The sequence below is a fragment of the Achromobacter sp. FW305-C-13 genome (genome assembly GCF_058783475.1).
In genome coordinates, this window is sequence record NZ_JBYSYN010000001.1 from 1,061,293 (window position 1) to 1,079,130 (window position 17,838).

The following is a 17,838-nucleotide window of genomic DNA, read 5'->3' on the forward strand; positions in this document are numbered from 1 at the left end:
TCAATCCAGGGTTCGGCGATAGAACTTCACGGCGGCGGTCATGACGACCACGGTGAACAGCATCAACGGCCAGATGCTGGGCCACAGGTCCCACCAGCCGTTGCCTTTGAGCAGGATGCCGCGAATCAGCCGGTTGAAGTGCGTCAGCGGCAGCAGGTTGCCCAGGTACTGCGCCCACATGGGCATGCCCTGGAACGGGAACATGAAGCCCGACAGCAGCATGTTGGGCAGGAAATAGAACATGGTCAGCTGCATGGCCTGCAACTGGTTCTGCGCCAGCGACGACAGCGTGATGCCCACTGTCAGGTTGGCGGCGACGAACAGCAACGCTGCCAGGTAGACCGACAGCAGGCTGCCCAGAATCGGCACATGGAAGACGAAGTGCGCCGCCAGCAGGATGATGGTGGCCTGGATCAGCCCGATGGCGATGTAGGGCACGATCTTGCCCGTCATCACCTCGATCGGCCGCACGGGCATCGACAGCAGATTCTCCATCGTGCCGCGCTCGCGCTCGCGCGTCATGGCTAGCCCGGTCATCATCACCAGCGTCATCGTCAGGATCACGCCCATCAGCCCCGGCACCGTGTTGTATTGCGAGATCTGCTCTTCGTTGTAGAGCTGGTGCACGCGCACGTCGAACGCCGGTTGCCCGCCTGCCAGGCCGGCCAGCGGCCCGGTCAGGTCCTTCTGCGCCACGGCTTGGGTCAGTTGGGTGGCGGCGCCAATCGCCATGCCGGTCGCCATGGGATCCGTGGCGTCGGCCTCGATCAGCAGGGCGGGGCGTTCGCCGCGCAGCAGCCGGCGCGAGAAGTCCGGCGGTATCGTCACCACGAACAGCACGCGGCCCTGGGCCAGCGCGGCGCGCCCGGCTTCCTCGTTGTCCAGTTCTTCGGTGATGTGGAAGTAGTCAGACGACTTCATTGCCGCGATGAAGCTGCGGGTAAACGGGCTGTGGTCGGCCGTGATGACGGCCGTGGGCATCTGCTTGGGATCGGTGTTGATGGCGTAGCCGAACAGCGCCAGCTGCATGATGGGCAGGCCGACGATCATGCCGAAGGTGATGCGGTCACGGCGCAGCTGCAGGAATTCCTTCAGCACCATGCTCCACCAGCGGGCCCACGAAAAGCCTTGCAGATGGCGCATCATGACGGGCTCGCGAAGTTGTCGGTGGACCGGTTCATCAGATAGATGAAGACGTCTTCCAGGCTGGTGTCGATGCGTTCAAGCCGCAGGTCCTGGCCGTCGATGGCGCCGCGCAGCGTGCGCTCCAGCAGCGCCGCGTCCTGGCCGCTGACATGCAGTGCCGACCCGAAGGCCACCGTCTGGTCCACGCCCGGCGCGCCGCGCAGCCGTTGCCCCAGCGGCACCAGGTTATGGCCGTGGATGGCCCAGGTGGTCAGGTGTTGTTCGGCGATTACTTCTTCGGCCGTGCCTTGGGTCAGCAACCTGCCATAAGAGATGTAGGCCAGCTTGTGGCAGCGTTCGGCTTCGTCCATGTAATGCGTGCTGACCAGCACCGAGATGCCGCGCGCGGCCAGTTCGTGCAGCTGTTCCCAGAAATCGCGCCGTGCCGTTGGGTCCACGCCGGCGGTCGGTTCGTCCAGCAGCAGCAGGCGGGGCTCGTGCAGCAGGCAGGCGGCCAGCGCCAGGCGCTGCTTCCATCCGCCCGAGAGCGAGCCCGTCAGTTGGCTGGCGCGGCTGTGCAGACCCAGTTCCTCCAGCGCGCGGTCCACGGTCTCCTTGCGGTTCGACATGCCGTACATCCGCGCCACGAAATCCAGGTTCTCGCGGATCGTCAGATCGTCCCAATATGAGAACTTCTGCGTCATGTAGCCCACGTGCCGCTTGATCTCGGCGCTTTCACGCAGGATGTCGTAGCCCAGGCAGGTGCCGCTGCCCGAGTCCGGCGTCAACAGGCCGCACATCAGCCGGATGCTGGTGGTCTTGCCGCTGCCGTTAGGGCCGAGGAAACCGAAGATCTCGCCTTCGCGCACCCGCAGCGACACATCGTTGACCACGTGCTTATCGCCGAAGTGCTTGTTCAGCCCGTGCACGTCGATAACGGCGGTGCCGGCGTCCGGCGCGGTGTCGTCCGGCGCGCTCATTGCAGGGTGGCCTCGACGGGTTGGCCGGGATGCAGGCGCGTCGCCGCGTCCGGCGTGGGCCGGGCTTCAACCATGTAGACCAGCTTGCTGCGGCTTTCGCGGCTGTAGATGACCGGTGGCGTGTATTCAGCCTGGTTCGACACGTAGTCGATATGCACGGGTATCGGATCGCCGCAGCCGTCGCAGCGCAGGGTGGCCTGCTGGCCGACCTTCAGCGACCCCACCACCGTTTCCGGCACGAAGAAGCGCACCTTGATATTGCCGGGCGGCAGCAGGCTGACGACGGGGCTGCCCGCGGGTACCCATTCGCCCACACGGTACATCGTGTCAAACACCTGACCTGCGGCCGGGGCGCCCAGCTGCTTTTGCGCCAGCGTCCATTCGGCTTGCGCGAGCGTCGCGCGGGCCGCGTCCACCTGGGCGGCTTGCGCACGCCGCTGGTCGTCGCGCCCGGGCAGGGCGGCGACTTCCAGCTGCGCGCGCAGCTCGCGCACGCGGGCGGCGTCCGACTGCGCCTGTTCGTGGCTGTCGTCCAACTGCGCCCGCGCAATGCCGCCGACGCGGAACTGCGCGGTATCGCGCTGCAGTTGCGCGGCAGACCGGCGGCTGGCGGCCTCGGCCTGGGCCAGTTGGGCGCGGCTGACGTCGACTTCAGGCGGGCGCTTGCCGGTGGCGATGTCTTCCATCTGCGCCGTCGCCGCGGCCAATTGCGCGCTGGCCTGGTCGCGGGCGGCGCGCTCGCGCGTGGCCTCAAGGGTGAACAACGGCGCATCGACCGTCACCTGCTGCCCGCGCTTGACCGGCAACGCATCCAGACGCCCCGCTTCGGACGAGGCCACATAGACATAGTCGCCCTCGACATAGCCTTGGTAGAAGGGGGCGTGATCATTTCCGCAACCGGCTAACAGCAAGGCCAGCACCGGCAAGGCCGGCAGGGAACGAAGCAGGGCGGGACGGGTGCGCATGGTCGGCATCCTTAGAGGGCAGGGGGCGGGGCGGGCGGCGAGAACAGCCCGCCCGTCAGCATGGCGATGGCGTGCGCCGCGATCGCGTCGGTATCGATGGCCTGCGCTTGCGCGTCGCCCTGCCAGATGCGGCGCCACAGATTGGACGTGGCCAGTGGCAGCAGGGTCAGGCCCAGGATGGACAGGAACACCAAACGGGGCTCCACGCCCGGCGTAATGGCGCCCTGGCGCTGGGCTTGCCCGATCATGCCGGCGAACGCCTGCAATCGGTCGGAGGGCAGATGCGGCAGCACGCGTTCACGCAGTTGGCCGCCTTCGTTGACGACTTCATGCATCCAGAGCGATGGCAACCACGGCTGCTGCGTGGCGCTCTGCACGATGCGCTTCACGATCTCTGCCAGGAAGCCGCGCGCCGCAGCGGCCGGATCCTGGCTGGCATCCAGGGCCACCGGCACCGGCGCCCAGACATATCCGATGACGGGCAGCACGCGCTCTTGCACGACCGCGTCGATCAATTGGTCGCGGCTTTTGAAGTAGTAATGCACCATCGCCGGCGTTACGGCGGCGCGTTGAGCGATATGGGCGATGGTGGTCGCGGCGACCCCTTGCAAGGCGAACAGGCCGGTAGCGATTTCCAGCAGCCTGGCGCGCATGGCGGCGTTGTCCGGGCGCGCGGGACGTCCGGGGCGGCGGGGGGCGGGAGGTGGTACGGGACACATGGCGCAGATTTTAATTAAATACTTAATTAATTAAAAGGGGGAACGATGACAGGGTTACCGCGCGAGTCGATGGACAACGATGGTGTAATGGACCGGTTCCCCAACTTGCCACCCGGGTGTTGCCCGCAAGGCCCGGGCGGCTTCCTGTAGGAGGCTGGACTTCATGCCGCAATCATCGTCGATCAACCGCCGTATCGTGCTTGCCGCGCGCCCGCACGGCGAACCCACAGACAGCGATTTCCGTCTGGAAACCGGGGACGTCCCGCAACCCGGGCCCGGCCAGGTGCTACTGCGCACCGTATATCTCTCGCTGGATCCCTATATGCGCGGCCGCATGAGCGATGCGCCGTCCTATGCCGAACCTGTCCAGGTCGGCCAGCCTATGGTGGGTGGCACGGTGACACGCGTGCAGGCGTCCAACCATCCTGACTTCAAGCCAGGCGAATGGGTGTTGGCCCAATCCGGCTGGCAGGATTTTGCGGTATCCGACGGCACGGGCCTGCTGCGCCTGGGCGCCAACCCGCAGCATCCCTCGTATTCGCTGGGCGTGCTGGGCATGCCCGGTTTCACGGGCTACATGGGCCTGCTGGACATCGGCCAGCCCCAGGCCGGCGAAACCGTGGTGGTGGCCGCGGCCAGCGGCGCGGTGGGCGCGGTGGTGGGGCAGATCGCCAAGATCCACGGCTGCAAGGTCGTGGGTATCGCGGGCGGTGCGGACAAGTGCCGCTATGTGATTGACGAATTGGGCTTTGACGACTGCGTGGACCACAAATTGCCGGATCTGCCCGGCCGGCTGGCGCGTGCCGTGCCCCAGGGCATCGACGTCTATTTCGAAAACGTCGGCGGCGCGGTGTTTGACGCCGTCCTGCCGCTGTTGAACCCGCGCGCCCGCGTGCCGGTCTGCGGGCTGATCTCGGCCTACAACGCCACCAGCCAGCCTGAAGGCCCGGACCGCCTGGCGCTGTTGATGCGCACCATCCTGACCAAGCGGCTGAAGTTCCAGGGCTTCATCATCTTCAACGAATACGCGCACCGCTACGGCGAATTCCGCGAGGCGATGGAAGGCCTGATCGCGCAAGGCCGTATCAAGTATCGCGAGGACGTGGTCGACGGGCTGGAGAATGCGCCGCGCGGCCTGATGGGGCTGCTGAAGGGCGAAAACGCCGGCAAGCGCATTGTGCGCGTCGGCCCGGACGAATAGCGCCACACAACGGAGCGCAACATGAAAATCCTGATCGTGCTGACATCCCATGACACATTGGGCAATACCGGCCGCAAGACGGGCTTCTGGCTGGAAGAGTTTGCCGCGCCGTACTACGCGTTCGTGGATGCGGGCGCCACGGTGACGCTGGCGTCGCCCAAGGGCGGCCAGCCGCCGCTGGACCCCAAAAGCGATGACCCGGACGCCCAGACCGACGCCACCCGACGCTTCCGCCAGGATGCCGAGGCACAGCGGGTGCTGGCGTCCACCCGCCGGCTGGCCGACGTGCAGGCGGCCGACTATGACGCGGTGTTCTATCCCGGCGGCCACGGCCCGCTATGGGACCTGGCGGAAGACACCAAGTCCGTCGGATTAATCGAAACCATGCTGGCCGCCGGCAAGCCGGTCTCGGCCGTGTGCCATGCGCCCGGCGTGCTACGCCATGCCAAGACCGCCGACGGCAAGCCGCTGGTGCAGGGGCGTCAGGTCACCGGCTTTTCCAACGCGGAAGAGGCGGCCGTGCAACTGACCGACGTCGTGCCGTTCCTGGTTGAAGACGAATTGACCCGGCTGGGCGGCTTGTACAGCAGCGGGCCGGACTGGCAGCCGCATGTGGTCAGCGACGGCTTGCTGGTCACCGGGCAGAACCCGGCATCGTCAGTCGGCGTGGCGCAAGCCTTGCTGGAACGGTTGAAGAACTGAAATCTGTTTGGTCAGGATTGCTGCGCAGTGTGTCAGAATTGCTACTTTCTGACACACTGCGCGCGTTCCGTTGCAACGCCGCGCATCTTCCTGATGCCCCCAGACGTACCCGAATACCCCGATGGTTCCTGTGAGGCCGCGCTGTTTGCCGCCATGCAGGCGCGTGACCCGGCCACTGGCCGCCATTGCGACCGGGTGGTCGCGCTGAGCGTGGCGCTGGCCCAGGCCTGCGGTCTGCCAGAGCCCGAGCAAGCCGCAGTGGCCGTCGCTGCAAGGCTGCATGATGTAGGCAAGATTGGCACGCCCGACCGCGTGCTGTTTTCACCCAAGCGCCTGGAAGCGGACGATTGGGAAATCATGAAGTCGCATGCGGCCACCGGCGCCGACATCATCATGAAAAGCGCGATGCCGCAGCGCGACCTGATCGCGCACGCGGTGCGCCACCACCACGAACACTTCGACGGTTCCGGCTACCCGGCAGGGCTGTCAGGGCACGATATCCCGCTGCATTCGCGCATCATTTCGCTGGCGGATTCCTACGATGCGCTGGGCGACACGCGGCCCTACCACCCGGCGCGTTCGCACGCCGAGATCATGCGCATCCTGAATCGCGAGTCCGGATCCAAGTGCGATCCGGACCTGCTGCGGCTCTTCGAAGCGATGATATTGAAAAGCCCGTTGCGCGTGCCGTAACGGCACGCGCCGGCCTTATTTCAGGCGGTAGTTGGCCGCGACCACGGCCAGGTTCTGCAGCGTGCGTTGCTGCCAGGCGGTGTCGTGGCCCAGTTCTTCGGCAAGGATGCGCGCCACTTCGGGGGCGGCCAGCATCGCCGCTTCGCTATCCAGGAACAGTGCGCGGTTGCGGCGGGCCAGCACGTCTTCGGCGCTGCGCGCCAATTCGAAACGCGCGGCAAAACGCACATGCGCTTCGGACAGGCCGCTGGCGTTGACCAGCATGCGGTCCGCGCCCGGCAGGGCCTTCAAGGTGGCCAGGTCGCTGCCGTAGTAGCTGTCCGGCGTGCCGGCGTGTTCCTGCGACGGCGCCAGGCCCGAAGCGCCATGCAACGGCAGCGATTCGGTGCGGCAGCTGGCTTGCGTCAGCAACTGGTGCTGGATCGCGGTGTCCACCACGTCCTGCGCCATGCGGCGGTATGTCGTCCACTTGCCGCCCGTCACCGTCACCAGCCCGGCGTTGGACACCAGGATGGTGTGCTCGCGCGACAGCTGCTTGGTCGACGCCTCACCCGTGGCCTTGACGAGCGGACGCAGGCCGGCCCAGACGCTGGTGACGTCGTCACGCGTAGGCTTGCGGCTCAGGTAGCGCGCGGCCGTGCCCAGGATGAAGTCCACGTCTTGGGCGCCGGCTTCGGGGTCCAGCGGCAAGTCGTCACGCGGCGTGTCGGTCGTGCCAACGATGGTGTGGCCGTTCCACGGCACCACGAACAGCACGCGGCCGTCGTCGGTCTTGGGAATCAGGATGGCGCGGTTGCCCGGCAGGAAGTCGCGCGGCAAGGTCAGATGCACGCCCTGGCTGGGCGCGACCATCGTCGGCGCGTTCTTGTCTTCCATGCGGCGCACGGCATCCACCCAGACGCCGGTGGCGTTGATCACGCAGCGGGCGCGCAGCGAGAAGCTGGCGCCGCCGATGACGTCCTGCGCCGTCACGCCGTCCACGCGGCCGTTGGTTGTGGTCAAACCCGTGGCGCGCACGTAGTTCACGGCCGTGCCGCCCAGGTCGAACAGCGTGCGCATCAGGCTCATGGCCAGGCGCGCGTCGTCGAACTGACCGTCGTAATACAGCACGCCGCCTTTCAGGCCGCGGCCGTTGACGTTTTCGGCCAGCGTGGGGGCGTTGGCCAGCGTGTCGCGGCGCGACAGCCAGCGGCTGGGCGCCAGGTTCAGCTTGCCGGCCAGCATGTCGTACATCTTCAGGCCGATGCCGTAGAAGGGCTGGTCCATCCAGTTGTAGGCGGGCACCACAAAGCCCAGCGGCCACACCAGATGCGGCGCGTTGCGGTTGAGCAGGCCGCGTTCATGCAGCGCTTCGCGCACCAGGCTGACGTTGCCCTGGGCCAGGTAGCGCACGCCGCCGTGCACCAGCTTGGTGGCCTTGCTGGACGTGCCCTTGGCGAAGTCGGCGCCCTCGATCAGCAGCGTGCGGTAGCCGCGCGAGGCGGCATCGACCGCGGTGCCCAGGCCCGTCGCGCCGCCGCCGATGACGATGACGTCCCAGGAAGGCGTGTTGTCCAGCGTGGACAACAGGCGGTTGCGGTCGGGCGGGGTGACGTTGGCGAGCGGTTGGTTCATAAGTCGTTGCGGCGGGGCCGCCAGGTAAAAGCGTGGTTATCGTGTGCGGGCAGCCGGGGGCGGGCAGGGGGCCCGGATCCGGCGCGCCGGTTCAAGCGTTGGATGCCGAGGTATTCGTGGAGGATGCGCCGGCCGCGCTGGCCGCGCTTGGGGCCGCCGCCACATCGCAGCGCACGCCGGAATCCAGCAGCACTTGCGCCAGCGGTTCTTGCGGATGCGCGTCGGTGAAGAAGCGGTCGATCTGCGAAATGTGCGCCAGTTCCACCATGGCCTGGCGTTTGAACTTGCTGCTGTCGGCGGCCAGCCAGACCTCGCGCGATTGCTCGATGATGGTCCGGGCCACGCGCACTTCGCGGAAGTCGTAGTCGCGCAGCGTGCCGTCGGCTTCGATGCCCGAAATGCCGATCAGCCCGATATCCACCTTGAACTGGCGGATGAAGTCCATCGTGGCTTCACCGACGATGCCGCGGTCGCGCGAACGCACCACGCCGCCGGCCACGATGACTTCGCAGTCCGGGTTGTCGGACAGGATGTCGGCCACATGCAGGTTGTTCGTGATGACGCGCAGGCCGCGGTGGCGCAGCAGCGCGCGCGCGATGGCCTCGGTGGTGGTACCGATGTTCAGGATCAGCGAACAGCCGTCGGGCACGGCGCGGGCCACGGCCTCGGCGATGCGCTGCTTGCCGGCCGCGTGCAGGCCCTGGCGCTTGCGGTAGGCGATGTTCTCGATGGTCGAGGCTTCGATGCGCACGCCGCCGTGAAAGCGCGACAGCAGGCCGGCTTCGGAAAGGATGTTCACGTCGCGCCGCACGGTCTGCAGGGTGACGTCAAAGCGTTTGGCAAGCTCTTCGATCGATGCCGAGCCCTGGGCTCGCACCATTTCGATCAAAGCGCTCTGTCGTGGATTGAGTGTCATACACGAATGATAAAACAACAAAAGCGAAAAATAATGCCGCACTGCAAGATTGTTTTTTGTTCGCTTCTTGAGTAAAACGCACAAAAAACGAAAGCCATCTGAAAGAGTATGCTCATCCTGTTGCGTGCGTTCGCGCGCAGGCTGGCTCGCTGTACCGAATACCGAAGTCCGTGTGAAAAATGGGGACGTATAAGTAGGTTGAGGAGACTAGATGCAGCTGACCCTGGACAGGATTGGTTTGCGAGCCGGCTCGCAGACGCACCTGACTCCCATGAGCCTGGCCCCGGTTCCGGGCGCCATGACGGTGCTGCTGGGGGTGACCCTGGCCGGCAAGACCTCCCTGATGCGCATCATGGCCGGGCTGGACCGGCCCACCGAAGGCCGCGTGCTGGTCGACGGCGCGGACGTGACCGGCGTGCCCGTGCGCCAGCGCAACGTGGCCATGGTCTATCAGCAGTTCATCAATTACCCGTCGATGTCGGTCTTCGAGAACATCGCGTCGCCGCTGAAGCTGCGCGGCGAACGGGACATTCGCGAAAAGGTCCGCGCCATGGCGGCGCGCCTGCATATCGATCATCTGCTTGAGCGCTACCCCTCGGAACTGTCCGGTGGGCAGCAGCAGCGCGTGGCGCTGGCCCGCGCCCTGGTCAAGGACGCGCCGCTGATCCTGCTGGACGAACCGCTGGTCAACCTCGACTACAAGCTGCGCGAGGAATTGCGCGACGAACTGTCGGAATTGTTCGCTGAAGGGCGGTCCACGGTCGTCTACGCCACGACCGAACCCGGGGAAGCCCTGTTGCTTGGCGGCCACACCGCGGTGCTGGATGCGGGCGAATTGCTGCAATACGGGCCCACCGCCGAGGTGTTTCACCGGCCCAATTCCATCCGCGTGGCGCGCGCTTTCAGCGACCCGCCCATGAACCTTTTCGCCGCGCGCCGCACGGACACGGGTTTCGTCTTGCAAGGCCAGATGGCGGTCGAGCGCCGCCTGCCGCCCGAGGCGGGCGCCGACCTGACCGCGGGCCTGCGTGCCGGCGCCCTGGATGTTGAGCCGCGTCCGGGCCACATCGGCCTGCCGGGCGTGGTGAAGCTTGCCGAGATATCCGGTTCGGACACCTTCGTCCATGCCGAAACGGCCGCGGGCAACGTCGTCGCGCAGTTGCCGGGCGTGCACCGGTACACGCTGGCCCAGCGCGTCGAGCTCTATTTCGATCCGGCCCAGACCTATGCCTTCGGCGCTGATGGGGCGCTGCTGGCCGCGCCGCGCCAGCCTGTCGGCGCGGGGGAGGTTGCCTGATGGCCCAGATCGAGCTGGACCTCTCGCATTCCTACGTCGCCGATCCCGAGACCGACGAGGACTACGCGCTGCTGCCGCTGAAGTTCACCTTCCGCGATGGCGGCGCCTATGCCTTGCTGGGCCCGTCAGGTTGCGGCAAGACCACGCTGCTCAATTGCGTGTCGGGCCTGCTGCGCCCGTCGCATGGCCGCATCCTGTTCGATGGGCAGGACGTCACCGCCAAGACGCCGCAGGCGCGCAATATCGCCCAGGTGTTCCAGTTTCCGGTCGTGTACGACACCATGACGGTGGCCGAAAACCTGGCATTCCCGTTGCGCAACCGCGGCATTGCGCCGGACCGCATTCGCGAGCGGGTGGGCCGCATCGCCGAAATGCTGGAGATGTCCGCAGTGCTGGACCGCCGCGCCAGCGGCCTGACCGCCGACGCCAAGCAGAAGATCTCGCTGGGGCGCGGCCTCGTGCGCAGCGACGTGTCGGCCATCCTGTTCGACGAACCGCTGACCGTCATCGACCCGCAACTGAAATGGGAGCTGCGGCGCAAACTCAAGGAAATCCACCACGAATTCAAACTGACGCTGATCTACGTGACCCACGACCAGACCGAGGCGCTGACCTTCGCGGACCAGGTCATGGTGATGGCGCGGGGCCGCGCGGTGCAGGTGGGCACCGCGGACGACCTCTTCGAAAGGCCCGCCCACACCTTCGTGGGCCACTTCATCGGTTCGCCGGGCATGAACTTCCTGCCCGCGCAATGGCGCGACGGCGCGCTGTGGGTCGGGCAAAGCCAAGTTGGCGGCGCGCCCGAGGCCCTGGGGGCCAGACTGGCTGGGGCCGGCCCCGTCAAGCTGGGCGTGCGCCCCGAATACCTGCGCGTGACCGAAGCCGGCGCGGCAGGCGCCGTGCCCGTGCGTGTGGACCGCGTGCAGGACGTCGGCACCTATACCTTGCTGGTGGCCGATTTTGAAGGCACGCCCGTGCGCGCGCGGCTGGGCAGCAACGTCGTGCCCGCCGCCGCCGGCGGCACGGTCTGGTTGTCGATGTTGAACCCGCACACCTGCTTCTATCGCGACGAGGTGCTGATCCCATGAAACCCATCGATCACCGGGCCTGGTTCCTGGTCCTGCCCGTGGTGCTGTGCGTGGCGTTTTCGGCCATCCTGCCGCTGATGACCATCGTCAACTATTCGGTGCAGGACATCATCTCGCCCGAACGCCGCGTCTTCGTCGGCACGGAATGGTTTGCCGCCGTGCTGCAGGACGAAGAACTGCACGGGGCCTTGTTCCGGCAGATCGGCTTTTCGCTGGCGGTGCTGGCCATCGAGATCCCGCTGGGCATCCTGCTGGCGCTGTCGATGCCCGCCAGCGGGTGGCGCGCGTCCGCCGTGCTGGTCATCATCGCGCTGTCGCTGCTGATCCCCTGGAACGTCGTGGGCACCATCTGGCAGGTATTCGGACGTACCGACATCGGCTTGCTTGGCGCCACCTTGTCATGGCTGGGCGTGGACTACAACTACACCGGCAACGACGTCGATGCGTGGGTGACCGTGCTGGTGATGGACGTCTGGCACTGGACGCCGCTGGTCGCGCTGCTGTGCTATGCGGGCCTGCGCGCCATCCCCGACGCCTACTATCAGGCCGCCCGCATCGACGGCGCGTCGCGCCTCGCGGTGTTCCGCTACATCCAGCTGCCCAAGATGCGCGGCGTATTGATGATCGCGGTGCTGCTGCGCTTCATGGACAGCTTCATGATCTATACCGAGCCCTTCGTGCTGACGGGCGGCGGGCCGGGCAACGCCACCACGTTCCTGTCGCAATACCTCACGCAGAAGGCCGTGGGCCAGTTCGACCTGGGCCCGGCCGCGGCGTTTTCGATCATCTACTTCCTGATCATCCTGCTGCTGTGCTTCATCCTCTACAACTGGATGCAGCGCGCGGGCACCACGGGCGGCGTCGACGAGGAGCGTGCCAATGCGTGACAACTCCACCTGGTGGCGCTCCGCCTTCCTGATCCTGTACCTGGTGTTTGCCATCCTGCCGCTGTACTGGATGCTGAACATGTCGTTCAAGACGAACACCGAGATCGTCAGCACCCTGACGCTGTGGCCGCGCGACTTCACCTTCGAGCATTACCGCACCATCTTCACGGACCCGGCCTGGTATTCGGGCTACATCAATTCGCTGATCTATGTGGTCATCAACACCGTGATCTCGCTGGCGGTGGCGCTGCCGGCGGCCTATGCATTTTCGCGCTACCGCTTCATCGGCGACAAGCACGTGTTCTTCTGGCTGCTGACTAATCGCATGACGCCGCCGGCTGTGTTCCTGCTGCCGTTCTTCCAGCTGTACAGCTCGTTCGGGCTGATGGACACGCATCTGGCCGTGGCGCTGGCGCACCTGGTCTTCAACGTGCCGCTGGCCGTGTGGATCCTGGAAGGCTTCATGTCCGGCGTGCCGCGCGAAATCGATGAAACCGCCTATGTCGATGGCTATTCGTTCCCGCGGTTCTTCCTGACGATCTTCCTGCCGCTGATCAAGTCGGGTGTGGGCGTGGCGGCGTTCTTCTGCTTCATGTTCAGCTGGGTGGAACTGCTGCTGGCGCGCACGCTCACGTCCGTCAACGCCAAGCCCATCGTGGCCACCATGACCCGCACCGTGTCGGCCTCCGGCATGGACTGGGGCGTGCTGGCGGCCGCGGGCGTGCTGACCATCGTGCCCGGCGGCATCGTCATCTGGTTCGTGCGCCACTACATCGCGAAGGGCTTCGCGATGGGCCGGGTCTAGGGGGAGGGGCGCGACATGTTCAGCTGGATGGTATGGACCACTCCCGTCGCCGTGTTCTTCACCTGCATCGTCCTGATGCTGATCGGCATGACAGTCTGGGAATTGAAGGCGCCCACGGTCGAGCGCAAGGGCTTCCTGCCGCTGCGCACCACGCGTGGCGACAGGTTGTTCATCAGTTTGATGGCCGCTGCCTGGCTCAACCTGGCGTTCCTGGGGTTCGGGCAGAAGGCGGTGGAATGGTTTTCGCTGGATGAGCCGCCATCGGTGTGGATCAGCTTCGTGCTGTCCATGCTGCTGTTGGCCTTCATCATGAGAAAAGGCTGAAGGGGCGTTTCGATCCCTCACTTGGTTCAAGGACTACGGGCCCGCATCTTCCCCGGCCAGAGGTCCGCAGCAAAAGATGGGGAAGGCCATTCGAGGAGACAGGTCATGAAATTGCGCATGCATGCCATGGCAGCGGCTATCGCCCTGATCGGAACGTCAGGGGCATGGGCCGGCGAGCCGGAAGCGAAGAAGTGGGTGGATTCGGAGTTCCAGCCGTCGACGTTGTCCAAAGACCAGCAGATGGCGGAAATGAAGTGGTTCATGGACGCCGCCGCCAAACTCCGTGCCAAGGGCGTCAACGAAATCAGCGTCGTATCCGAAACCATCACCACGCACGAGTACGAATCCAAGACGCTGGCGAAGGCATTCAGTGAAATCACCGGCATCAAGGTCAACCACGACCTGATCCAGGAAGGCGACGTCGTCGAAAAGCTGCAGACGTCCATGCAGTCCGGCAAGTCCATCTACGACGGCTGGATCTCGGACTCCGACCTGATCGGCACGCACTATCGCTACGGCGCCATCCTGCCACTGTCCGACTACATGGCCGGCGCGGGCCGCGAATGGACCAACCCCAACCTGGACATCAAGGATTTCATCGGCACCAAGTTCACCACGGCGCCCGACGGCAAGCTGTACCAGCTGCCCGATCAGCAGTTCGCCAACGTCTACTGGTTCCGCGCCGACTGGTTCGCCCGGCAGGACCTGAAAGACAAGTTCAAGGCCAAGTACGGGTACGACCTGGGCGTGCCCACCAACTGGTCCGCCTACGAAGACATCGCCGACTTCTTCTCCAACGACGTCAAGGAGATCGATGGCAAAAAGGTCTACGGCCACATGGACTACGGCAAGAAGGACCCGTCGCTGGGCTGGCGCTTCACCGACGCGTGGCTGTCCATGGCCGGCGCCGCCGATAAGGGTTTGCCCAACGGCATGCCAGTGGACGAATGGGGCATCCGCGTCGCCGACGACAAATGCACGCCGGTGGGCGCCTCGGTATCGCGCGGCGGCGCCACCAACAGCCCGGCCGCCGTCTATGCGCTGACCAAATACATCGACTGGATGAAGAAGTACGCCCCGCAGCAAGCCATGGGCATGACCTTCTCGGAATCCGGCCCCGTCCCGGCGCAAGGCCAGATCGCCCAGCAGATCTTCTGGTACACGGCGTTCACGGCCGACATGACCAAGAAAGGCCTGCCGGTCGTCAACGACGACGGCACCCCGAAATGGCGCATGGCGCCGTCGCCCTATGGCCCGTACTGGAAGGACGGCATGCAGAACGGCTACCAGGACGTGGGTTCATGGACGTTCTTCAAGTCCACCAACCCCGACAAGATGGCCGCCGCCTGGCTGTACGCGCAATTCGTCACGTCGAAGTCGGTGTCGTTGAAGAAATCTATCACCGGCCTGACCTTCATCCGCGACAGCGACATCCACAGCGACTTCTTCACGAAGAACGCCGCGAACTACGGCGGCCTGATCGAGTTCTACCGCAGCCCCGCCCGCGTGGCATGGACGCCCACGGGCAACAACGTGCCGGACTATCCGAAGCTGGCGCAACTGTGGTGGAAGAACGTCGCGACGGCCGTCACGGGCGAAAAGACCCCGCAGGCCGCCATGGACAACCTGGCCAATGAAATGGACCAGGTGATGGCGCGCCTGGAACGGGCAGGCATGGCGCAATGCGCGCCGAAGCTGAACGCCAAGAGCGATCCCAGCAAGTGGCTGTCGGATCAGCACGCGCCCTGGAAGAAACTGGCGAACGAGAAGCCCAAGGGCGAGACCATCCCGTATGAAAAGCTGCTGGCGGCCTGGAAGGAGGGCAAGGTCCGGTAGCATGTCTACGGTCAAGCTGAACGCCACGGAAACGTGGCGTTTTTTTTGGGAAGGTAACCCGGCAAAGCAGTCCAGGGCATCTCTTGTATGCTTGCGCGAAATTCAGCGCATGTTTCGAGGTTGATCTCGACGATAAGCGGACCACCTTCCCTTTTGTGGCGGGCGGTCCCACCACAGGACCTGGGGCGTAGGCATATGACATTTGATGATCTGATTGCAAGAGCGCAGCATCTTGATTCCGGTACGCTGTTGGAGGACTGGTCCTGGTTGCTGGGTGAGAATCACTCCCCCGTGCTGATTACCGCTATCGGAAATGTGTTCGTGCAGAACATGAATTCCGGTGAAATCCAATTGTTGGATGTCGGGTCTGCCGACTTGGTCCCGGTAGCGGGCTCGTCGGCTGAATTTCAGGAACTGATTCAACAACAAGACTTCGTCGTGCAGTTTTTCGACGCTGGGCTCGTCGGGGCATTGCGGGCCTCGGGGTTGAGCTTGTCTGACGGACAATTGTTCGGATTCAAGCTGTTGCCGAGCCTCGGAGGCGAATACACAGTAGAGAACTTTGAGCCGACCGACATCGAGGTGCATTTTTCGCTTACTGGGCAGCTGCAAGCCAAAATCAGCAAATTAGAGCCAGGCACACAAATCGGCGCGGCAACCATCACTGGGCAATAGTCCCTACCATTTTGCTTTCGTTTAAATATGGTCTTTCGTTCTGTCGTCTGCTCCTCATTCATCCTCGTGTCCGCGCTTTCGGCCAGCCTGTCTCAAGCCGCCGGCTTCCAGCGCCTGACCCTCCCCATGGACCAGAACGGCCCCGGGCTGTCCGGCGCCATCTGGTATCCGTGTGCGGCGCCTGCCGCCGAGATAAAAGTCGGCCGGACCCCGATCTCCGGCGTCCTGAACTGCCCGGTGCCCGAAGGCCGGCATCCGCTTATCGTCATGTCGCATGGATCCAGCGGCTCGTTCCTGGGTCATCACGACACTGCTGCCGCGTTGGCCAATGCGGGTTTCGTGGTCGCGGCGGTCAACCATGTAGGCGACAACTGGGAGGACCGGTCGCGGCAGGGGTATCTGTCGATTTTCTCGACGCGCCCTCGGGAAATGCGCCGGCTGATCGACTACATGACGACCGCCTGGCCGCAGAAGGCGAAGGTGGATGCTGGCAAGATCGGCATTTACGGCTTTTCACGCGGCGGCTATACCGCGCTGGTGCTGGCGGGGGGCGTGCCGGATTTCCGGGCCGGCCTCGCCGTTTGCCAGACTACCCCGTCGCTGCCGATGTGCCGCGACATTGCTGCCGGGAAGATCCCACAGCAGTCTTATGTGCACGACGATCGCATCAAGGCGGCGGTCATCGCGGACCCGTTGAACGCGTTTCCCGGCGATGCCTTGAAGGCGGTGAAGATTCCGGTGCAATTGTGGGCATCGGAACGGGGTGGCGATGGCGTCAGCCCTGCCAGCGTGGAGGCGGTGCGCCAGGGGCTGCCCGCCGCGCCGGACTTTCAGATGGCGACGGGGGCAGGGCACTTCGATTTCCTGGCGCGTTGCCCCGCGGAGCAGGCCGAGACCCTGTCCGCATATTGCCTGGAGGCGGCGGGCTTCGACCGCCAGCAGTTCCACCAGGACCTGAATGCGAAGGTCGTGGAGTTCTTCAAGAACCACCTTTAGGTCGGTCCCGGCCCCTTCAGACCAGGCCCGGACCGGCCTGGCCCCGCCTACGCCATGACCAGCGCGCGATGCACGCACACGCCGGCCATCACGCCTGAGGCGCTGGCAAGCGTCGCGTTGCTCATCGGAATGGCCGCATCGCCCGCGGCATAGACGCCAGGCACCGTGGTCTGCCTGAACTCGTCGGTGCGGATCACGGGGCCGAGCGGACCGTCGTCGAACGCGCAACCCAGCTGCATCGCGAGCGGACTGGCCATATGGGTCTTGCTGGCGACGAACAGCGCGTGCACCGCCATGCGCCGCCCATCGGCGAGCTTGACGGCATCCAGCGCCGGCGCCGTGCCCATGAGTTCCACGATGGGCGTGCGTTCGATACGCACGCCGCGCTTGTCCAGCAGCGCTGCCTGTTCCGCATCCGGTTCGAATTCGCCCTGCGTGAAATAGGTGGTGGGGCCCCAGTCCGGCAGCAGCACGGCTTGGTGCGCGGATAGCGGATGCGCGGCCAGCACGCCCAGCGGGCGGCCGGCCACTTCATAGCCATGGCAATAGGGGCAATGCAGCACGGTCTGCCCCCAGCGTTCCTGCAGGCCCGCCAGCGCAGGCAATTGGTCACGCAGCCCCGTTGCCAGGATCAGGTGCTTGCCCTGGACTTCCTCTCCCGCCGCCATCGTCACGCGCAGCAGTCCGGCGTGCGCGCTCGCACTGACCGCCTCGCCATCCAGGAACTTGACAGAAGGGTACTGGGCCAACTGCTCGCGCGCCTGCAGCAAGATTTCCCGGGGCGGCTTGCCATCCTGGCCCAGGAAGCCGTGCGCATGCGCGGCAAAGCGGTTGCGCGGCTGGCCGCCGTCGATCAGCAGGACGCGCCGGCGGGCGCGGGCTAATTGCAGGGCGGCGGACAGGCCGGCAAAGCTGCCGCCCACGATGATGGCGTCGTAAGTCATCGGCTGGATTCCTATTCAGAGACTATCAAGATACTTCGTAAGTTGCATGATAGGGCGGAATCCAGGTTTCA

The 17,838-nt window shown here is 65.2% G+C and carries 18 protein-coding genes; 11 read left to right on the forward strand and 7 right to left on the reverse strand.

The features are described from left to right. From AC3WMU_RS04740 to AC3WMU_RS04755, 4 genes are read right to left on the reverse strand one after another with little or no spacing between them, the layout of a single operon-like run. Positions 1-1,146, reverse strand: coding sequence for an ABC transporter permease (locus tag AC3WMU_RS04740; protein WP_006227515.1), 1,146 nt, complete (start codon positions 1,144-1,146; stop codon positions 1-3). Next, positions 1,143-2,105 (reverse strand): ABC transporter ATP-binding protein, encoded by a 963-nt coding sequence (locus AC3WMU_RS04745; protein WP_454677080.1) that lies wholly within the window; start codon positions 2,103-2,105, stop codon positions 1,143-1,145. Before AC3WMU_RS04745 ends, AC3WMU_RS04740 begins: the two co-directional genes overlap by 4 nt. Further along, the gene (locus AC3WMU_RS04750) at positions 2,102-3,070 is read right to left on the reverse strand and encodes an HlyD family secretion protein (protein ID WP_454677079.1); all 969 of its coding nucleotides are present in this window, start codon (positions 3,068-3,070) and stop codon (positions 2,102-2,104) included. The genes AC3WMU_RS04745 and AC3WMU_RS04750 overlap by 4 nt, the downstream gene beginning before the upstream one ends. Positions 3,071-3,081: 11 nt before the next feature. After that, positions 3,082-3,723 carry a TetR/AcrR family transcriptional regulator gene (locus tag AC3WMU_RS04755; protein ID WP_454677078.1) on the reverse strand — a complete coding sequence of 214 codons (642 nt, stop codon included), beginning with the start codon at positions 3,721-3,723 and terminating at the stop codon, positions 3,082-3,084. Positions 3,724-3,952: 229 nt separating this feature from the next. Here AC3WMU_RS04755 and curA point away from each other — a divergent pair, with 229 nt between their 5' ends. The 3 genes from curA to AC3WMU_RS04770 all read left to right on the forward strand — a co-directional run bounded on the left by curA (position 3,953) and on the right by AC3WMU_RS04770 (position 6,385). Continuing rightward, positions 3,953-4,990 carry an NADPH-dependent curcumin/dihydrocurcumin reductase gene (gene curA, locus AC3WMU_RS04760; RefSeq protein ID WP_454677077.1) on the forward strand — a complete coding sequence of 346 codons (1,038 nt, stop codon included), beginning with the start codon at positions 3,953-3,955 and terminating at the stop codon, positions 4,988-4,990. Positions 4,991-5,011: 21 nt separating this feature from the next. Further along, entirely contained in the window at positions 5,012-5,692 is a 681-nt protein-coding gene (locus tag AC3WMU_RS04765) for a type 1 glutamine amidotransferase domain-containing protein (RefSeq protein ID WP_280026090.1), read from the forward strand. A 93-nt stretch (positions 5,693-5,785) separates the two neighbouring features. Further along, positions 5,786-6,385 (forward strand): HD-GYP domain-containing protein, encoded by a 600-nt coding sequence (locus AC3WMU_RS04770; RefSeq protein WP_088587247.1) that lies wholly within the window; start codon positions 5,786-5,788, stop codon positions 6,383-6,385. A gap of 15 nt (positions 6,386-6,400) precedes the next feature. Here AC3WMU_RS04770 and AC3WMU_RS04775 read toward each other — a convergent pair whose 3' ends face one another. Beyond that, complete coding sequence (locus AC3WMU_RS04775) at positions 6,401-7,999, reverse strand: glycerol-3-phosphate dehydrogenase/oxidase (RefSeq protein ID WP_492281924.1); 1,599 nt, start codon at positions 7,997-7,999, stop codon at positions 6,401-6,403. A 91-nt stretch (positions 8,000-8,090) separates the two neighbouring features. Beyond that, positions 8,091-8,915 carry a DeoR/GlpR family DNA-binding transcription regulator gene (locus tag AC3WMU_RS04780; RefSeq protein ID WP_492281925.1) on the reverse strand — a complete coding sequence of 275 codons (825 nt, stop codon included), beginning with the start codon at positions 8,913-8,915 and terminating at the stop codon, positions 8,091-8,093. Between the two features lie 211 nt (positions 8,916-9,126). On the opposite strand from AC3WMU_RS04780, the gene AC3WMU_RS04785 reads away from it, so the two are divergent. The 8 genes from AC3WMU_RS04785 (at position 9,127) to AC3WMU_RS04820 (ending at position 16,823) form a co-directional block, all read left to right on the forward strand. Then, positions 9,127-10,212 (forward strand): ABC transporter ATP-binding protein, encoded by a 1,086-nt coding sequence (locus AC3WMU_RS04785; protein ID WP_492281926.1) that lies wholly within the window; start codon positions 9,127-9,129, stop codon positions 10,210-10,212. Further along, a complete protein-coding gene (locus tag AC3WMU_RS04790) occupies positions 10,212-11,300 on the forward strand; it encodes an ABC transporter ATP-binding protein (protein WP_492281927.1) in 1,089 nt (362 codons plus the stop codon). Before AC3WMU_RS04785 ends, AC3WMU_RS04790 begins: the two co-directional genes overlap by 1 nt. Continuing rightward, complete coding sequence (locus AC3WMU_RS04795) at positions 11,297-12,187, forward strand: carbohydrate ABC transporter permease (RefSeq protein ID WP_006227504.1); 891 nt, start codon at positions 11,297-11,299, stop codon at positions 12,185-12,187. The genes AC3WMU_RS04790 and AC3WMU_RS04795 overlap by 4 nt, the downstream gene beginning before the upstream one ends. Then, positions 12,180-12,992, forward strand: a complete 813-nt coding sequence (locus AC3WMU_RS04800) for a carbohydrate ABC transporter permease (RefSeq protein WP_088587253.1) — start codon at positions 12,180-12,182, stop codon at positions 12,990-12,992. The genes AC3WMU_RS04795 and AC3WMU_RS04800 overlap by 8 nt, the downstream gene beginning before the upstream one ends. 15 nt (positions 12,993-13,007) lie before the next feature. After that, positions 13,008-13,316: a DUF2160 domain-containing protein gene (locus AC3WMU_RS04805; RefSeq protein ID WP_492281928.1), complete on the forward strand. Its 309-nt coding sequence runs from the start codon at positions 13,008-13,010 to the stop codon at positions 13,314-13,316. Between the two features lie 105 nt (positions 13,317-13,421). Further along, the gene (locus AC3WMU_RS04810; protein WP_280026093.1) at positions 13,422-15,152 is read left to right on the forward strand and encodes an ABC transporter substrate-binding protein; all 1,731 of its coding nucleotides are present in this window, start codon (positions 13,422-13,424) and stop codon (positions 15,150-15,152) included. Between the two features lie 195 nt (positions 15,153-15,347). Next, positions 15,348-15,827, forward strand: a complete 480-nt coding sequence (locus AC3WMU_RS04815; RefSeq protein WP_492281929.1) for a T6SS immunity protein Tdi1 domain-containing protein — start codon at positions 15,348-15,350, stop codon at positions 15,825-15,827. 126 nt (positions 15,828-15,953) lie between these two features. Next, on the forward strand, positions 15,954-16,823 hold the full coding sequence (locus tag AC3WMU_RS04820) for an alpha/beta hydrolase family protein (RefSeq protein ID WP_492282352.1): 870 nt from the start codon (positions 15,954-15,956) through the stop codon (positions 16,821-16,823). Positions 16,824-16,870: 47 nt separating this feature from the next. Here AC3WMU_RS04820 and AC3WMU_RS04825 read toward each other — a convergent pair whose 3' ends face one another. Next, a complete protein-coding gene (locus AC3WMU_RS04825; RefSeq protein ID WP_492281930.1) occupies positions 16,871-17,767 on the reverse strand; it encodes an NAD(P)/FAD-dependent oxidoreductase in 897 nt (298 codons plus the stop codon). Positions 17,768-17,838 lie beyond the last annotated feature (71 nt).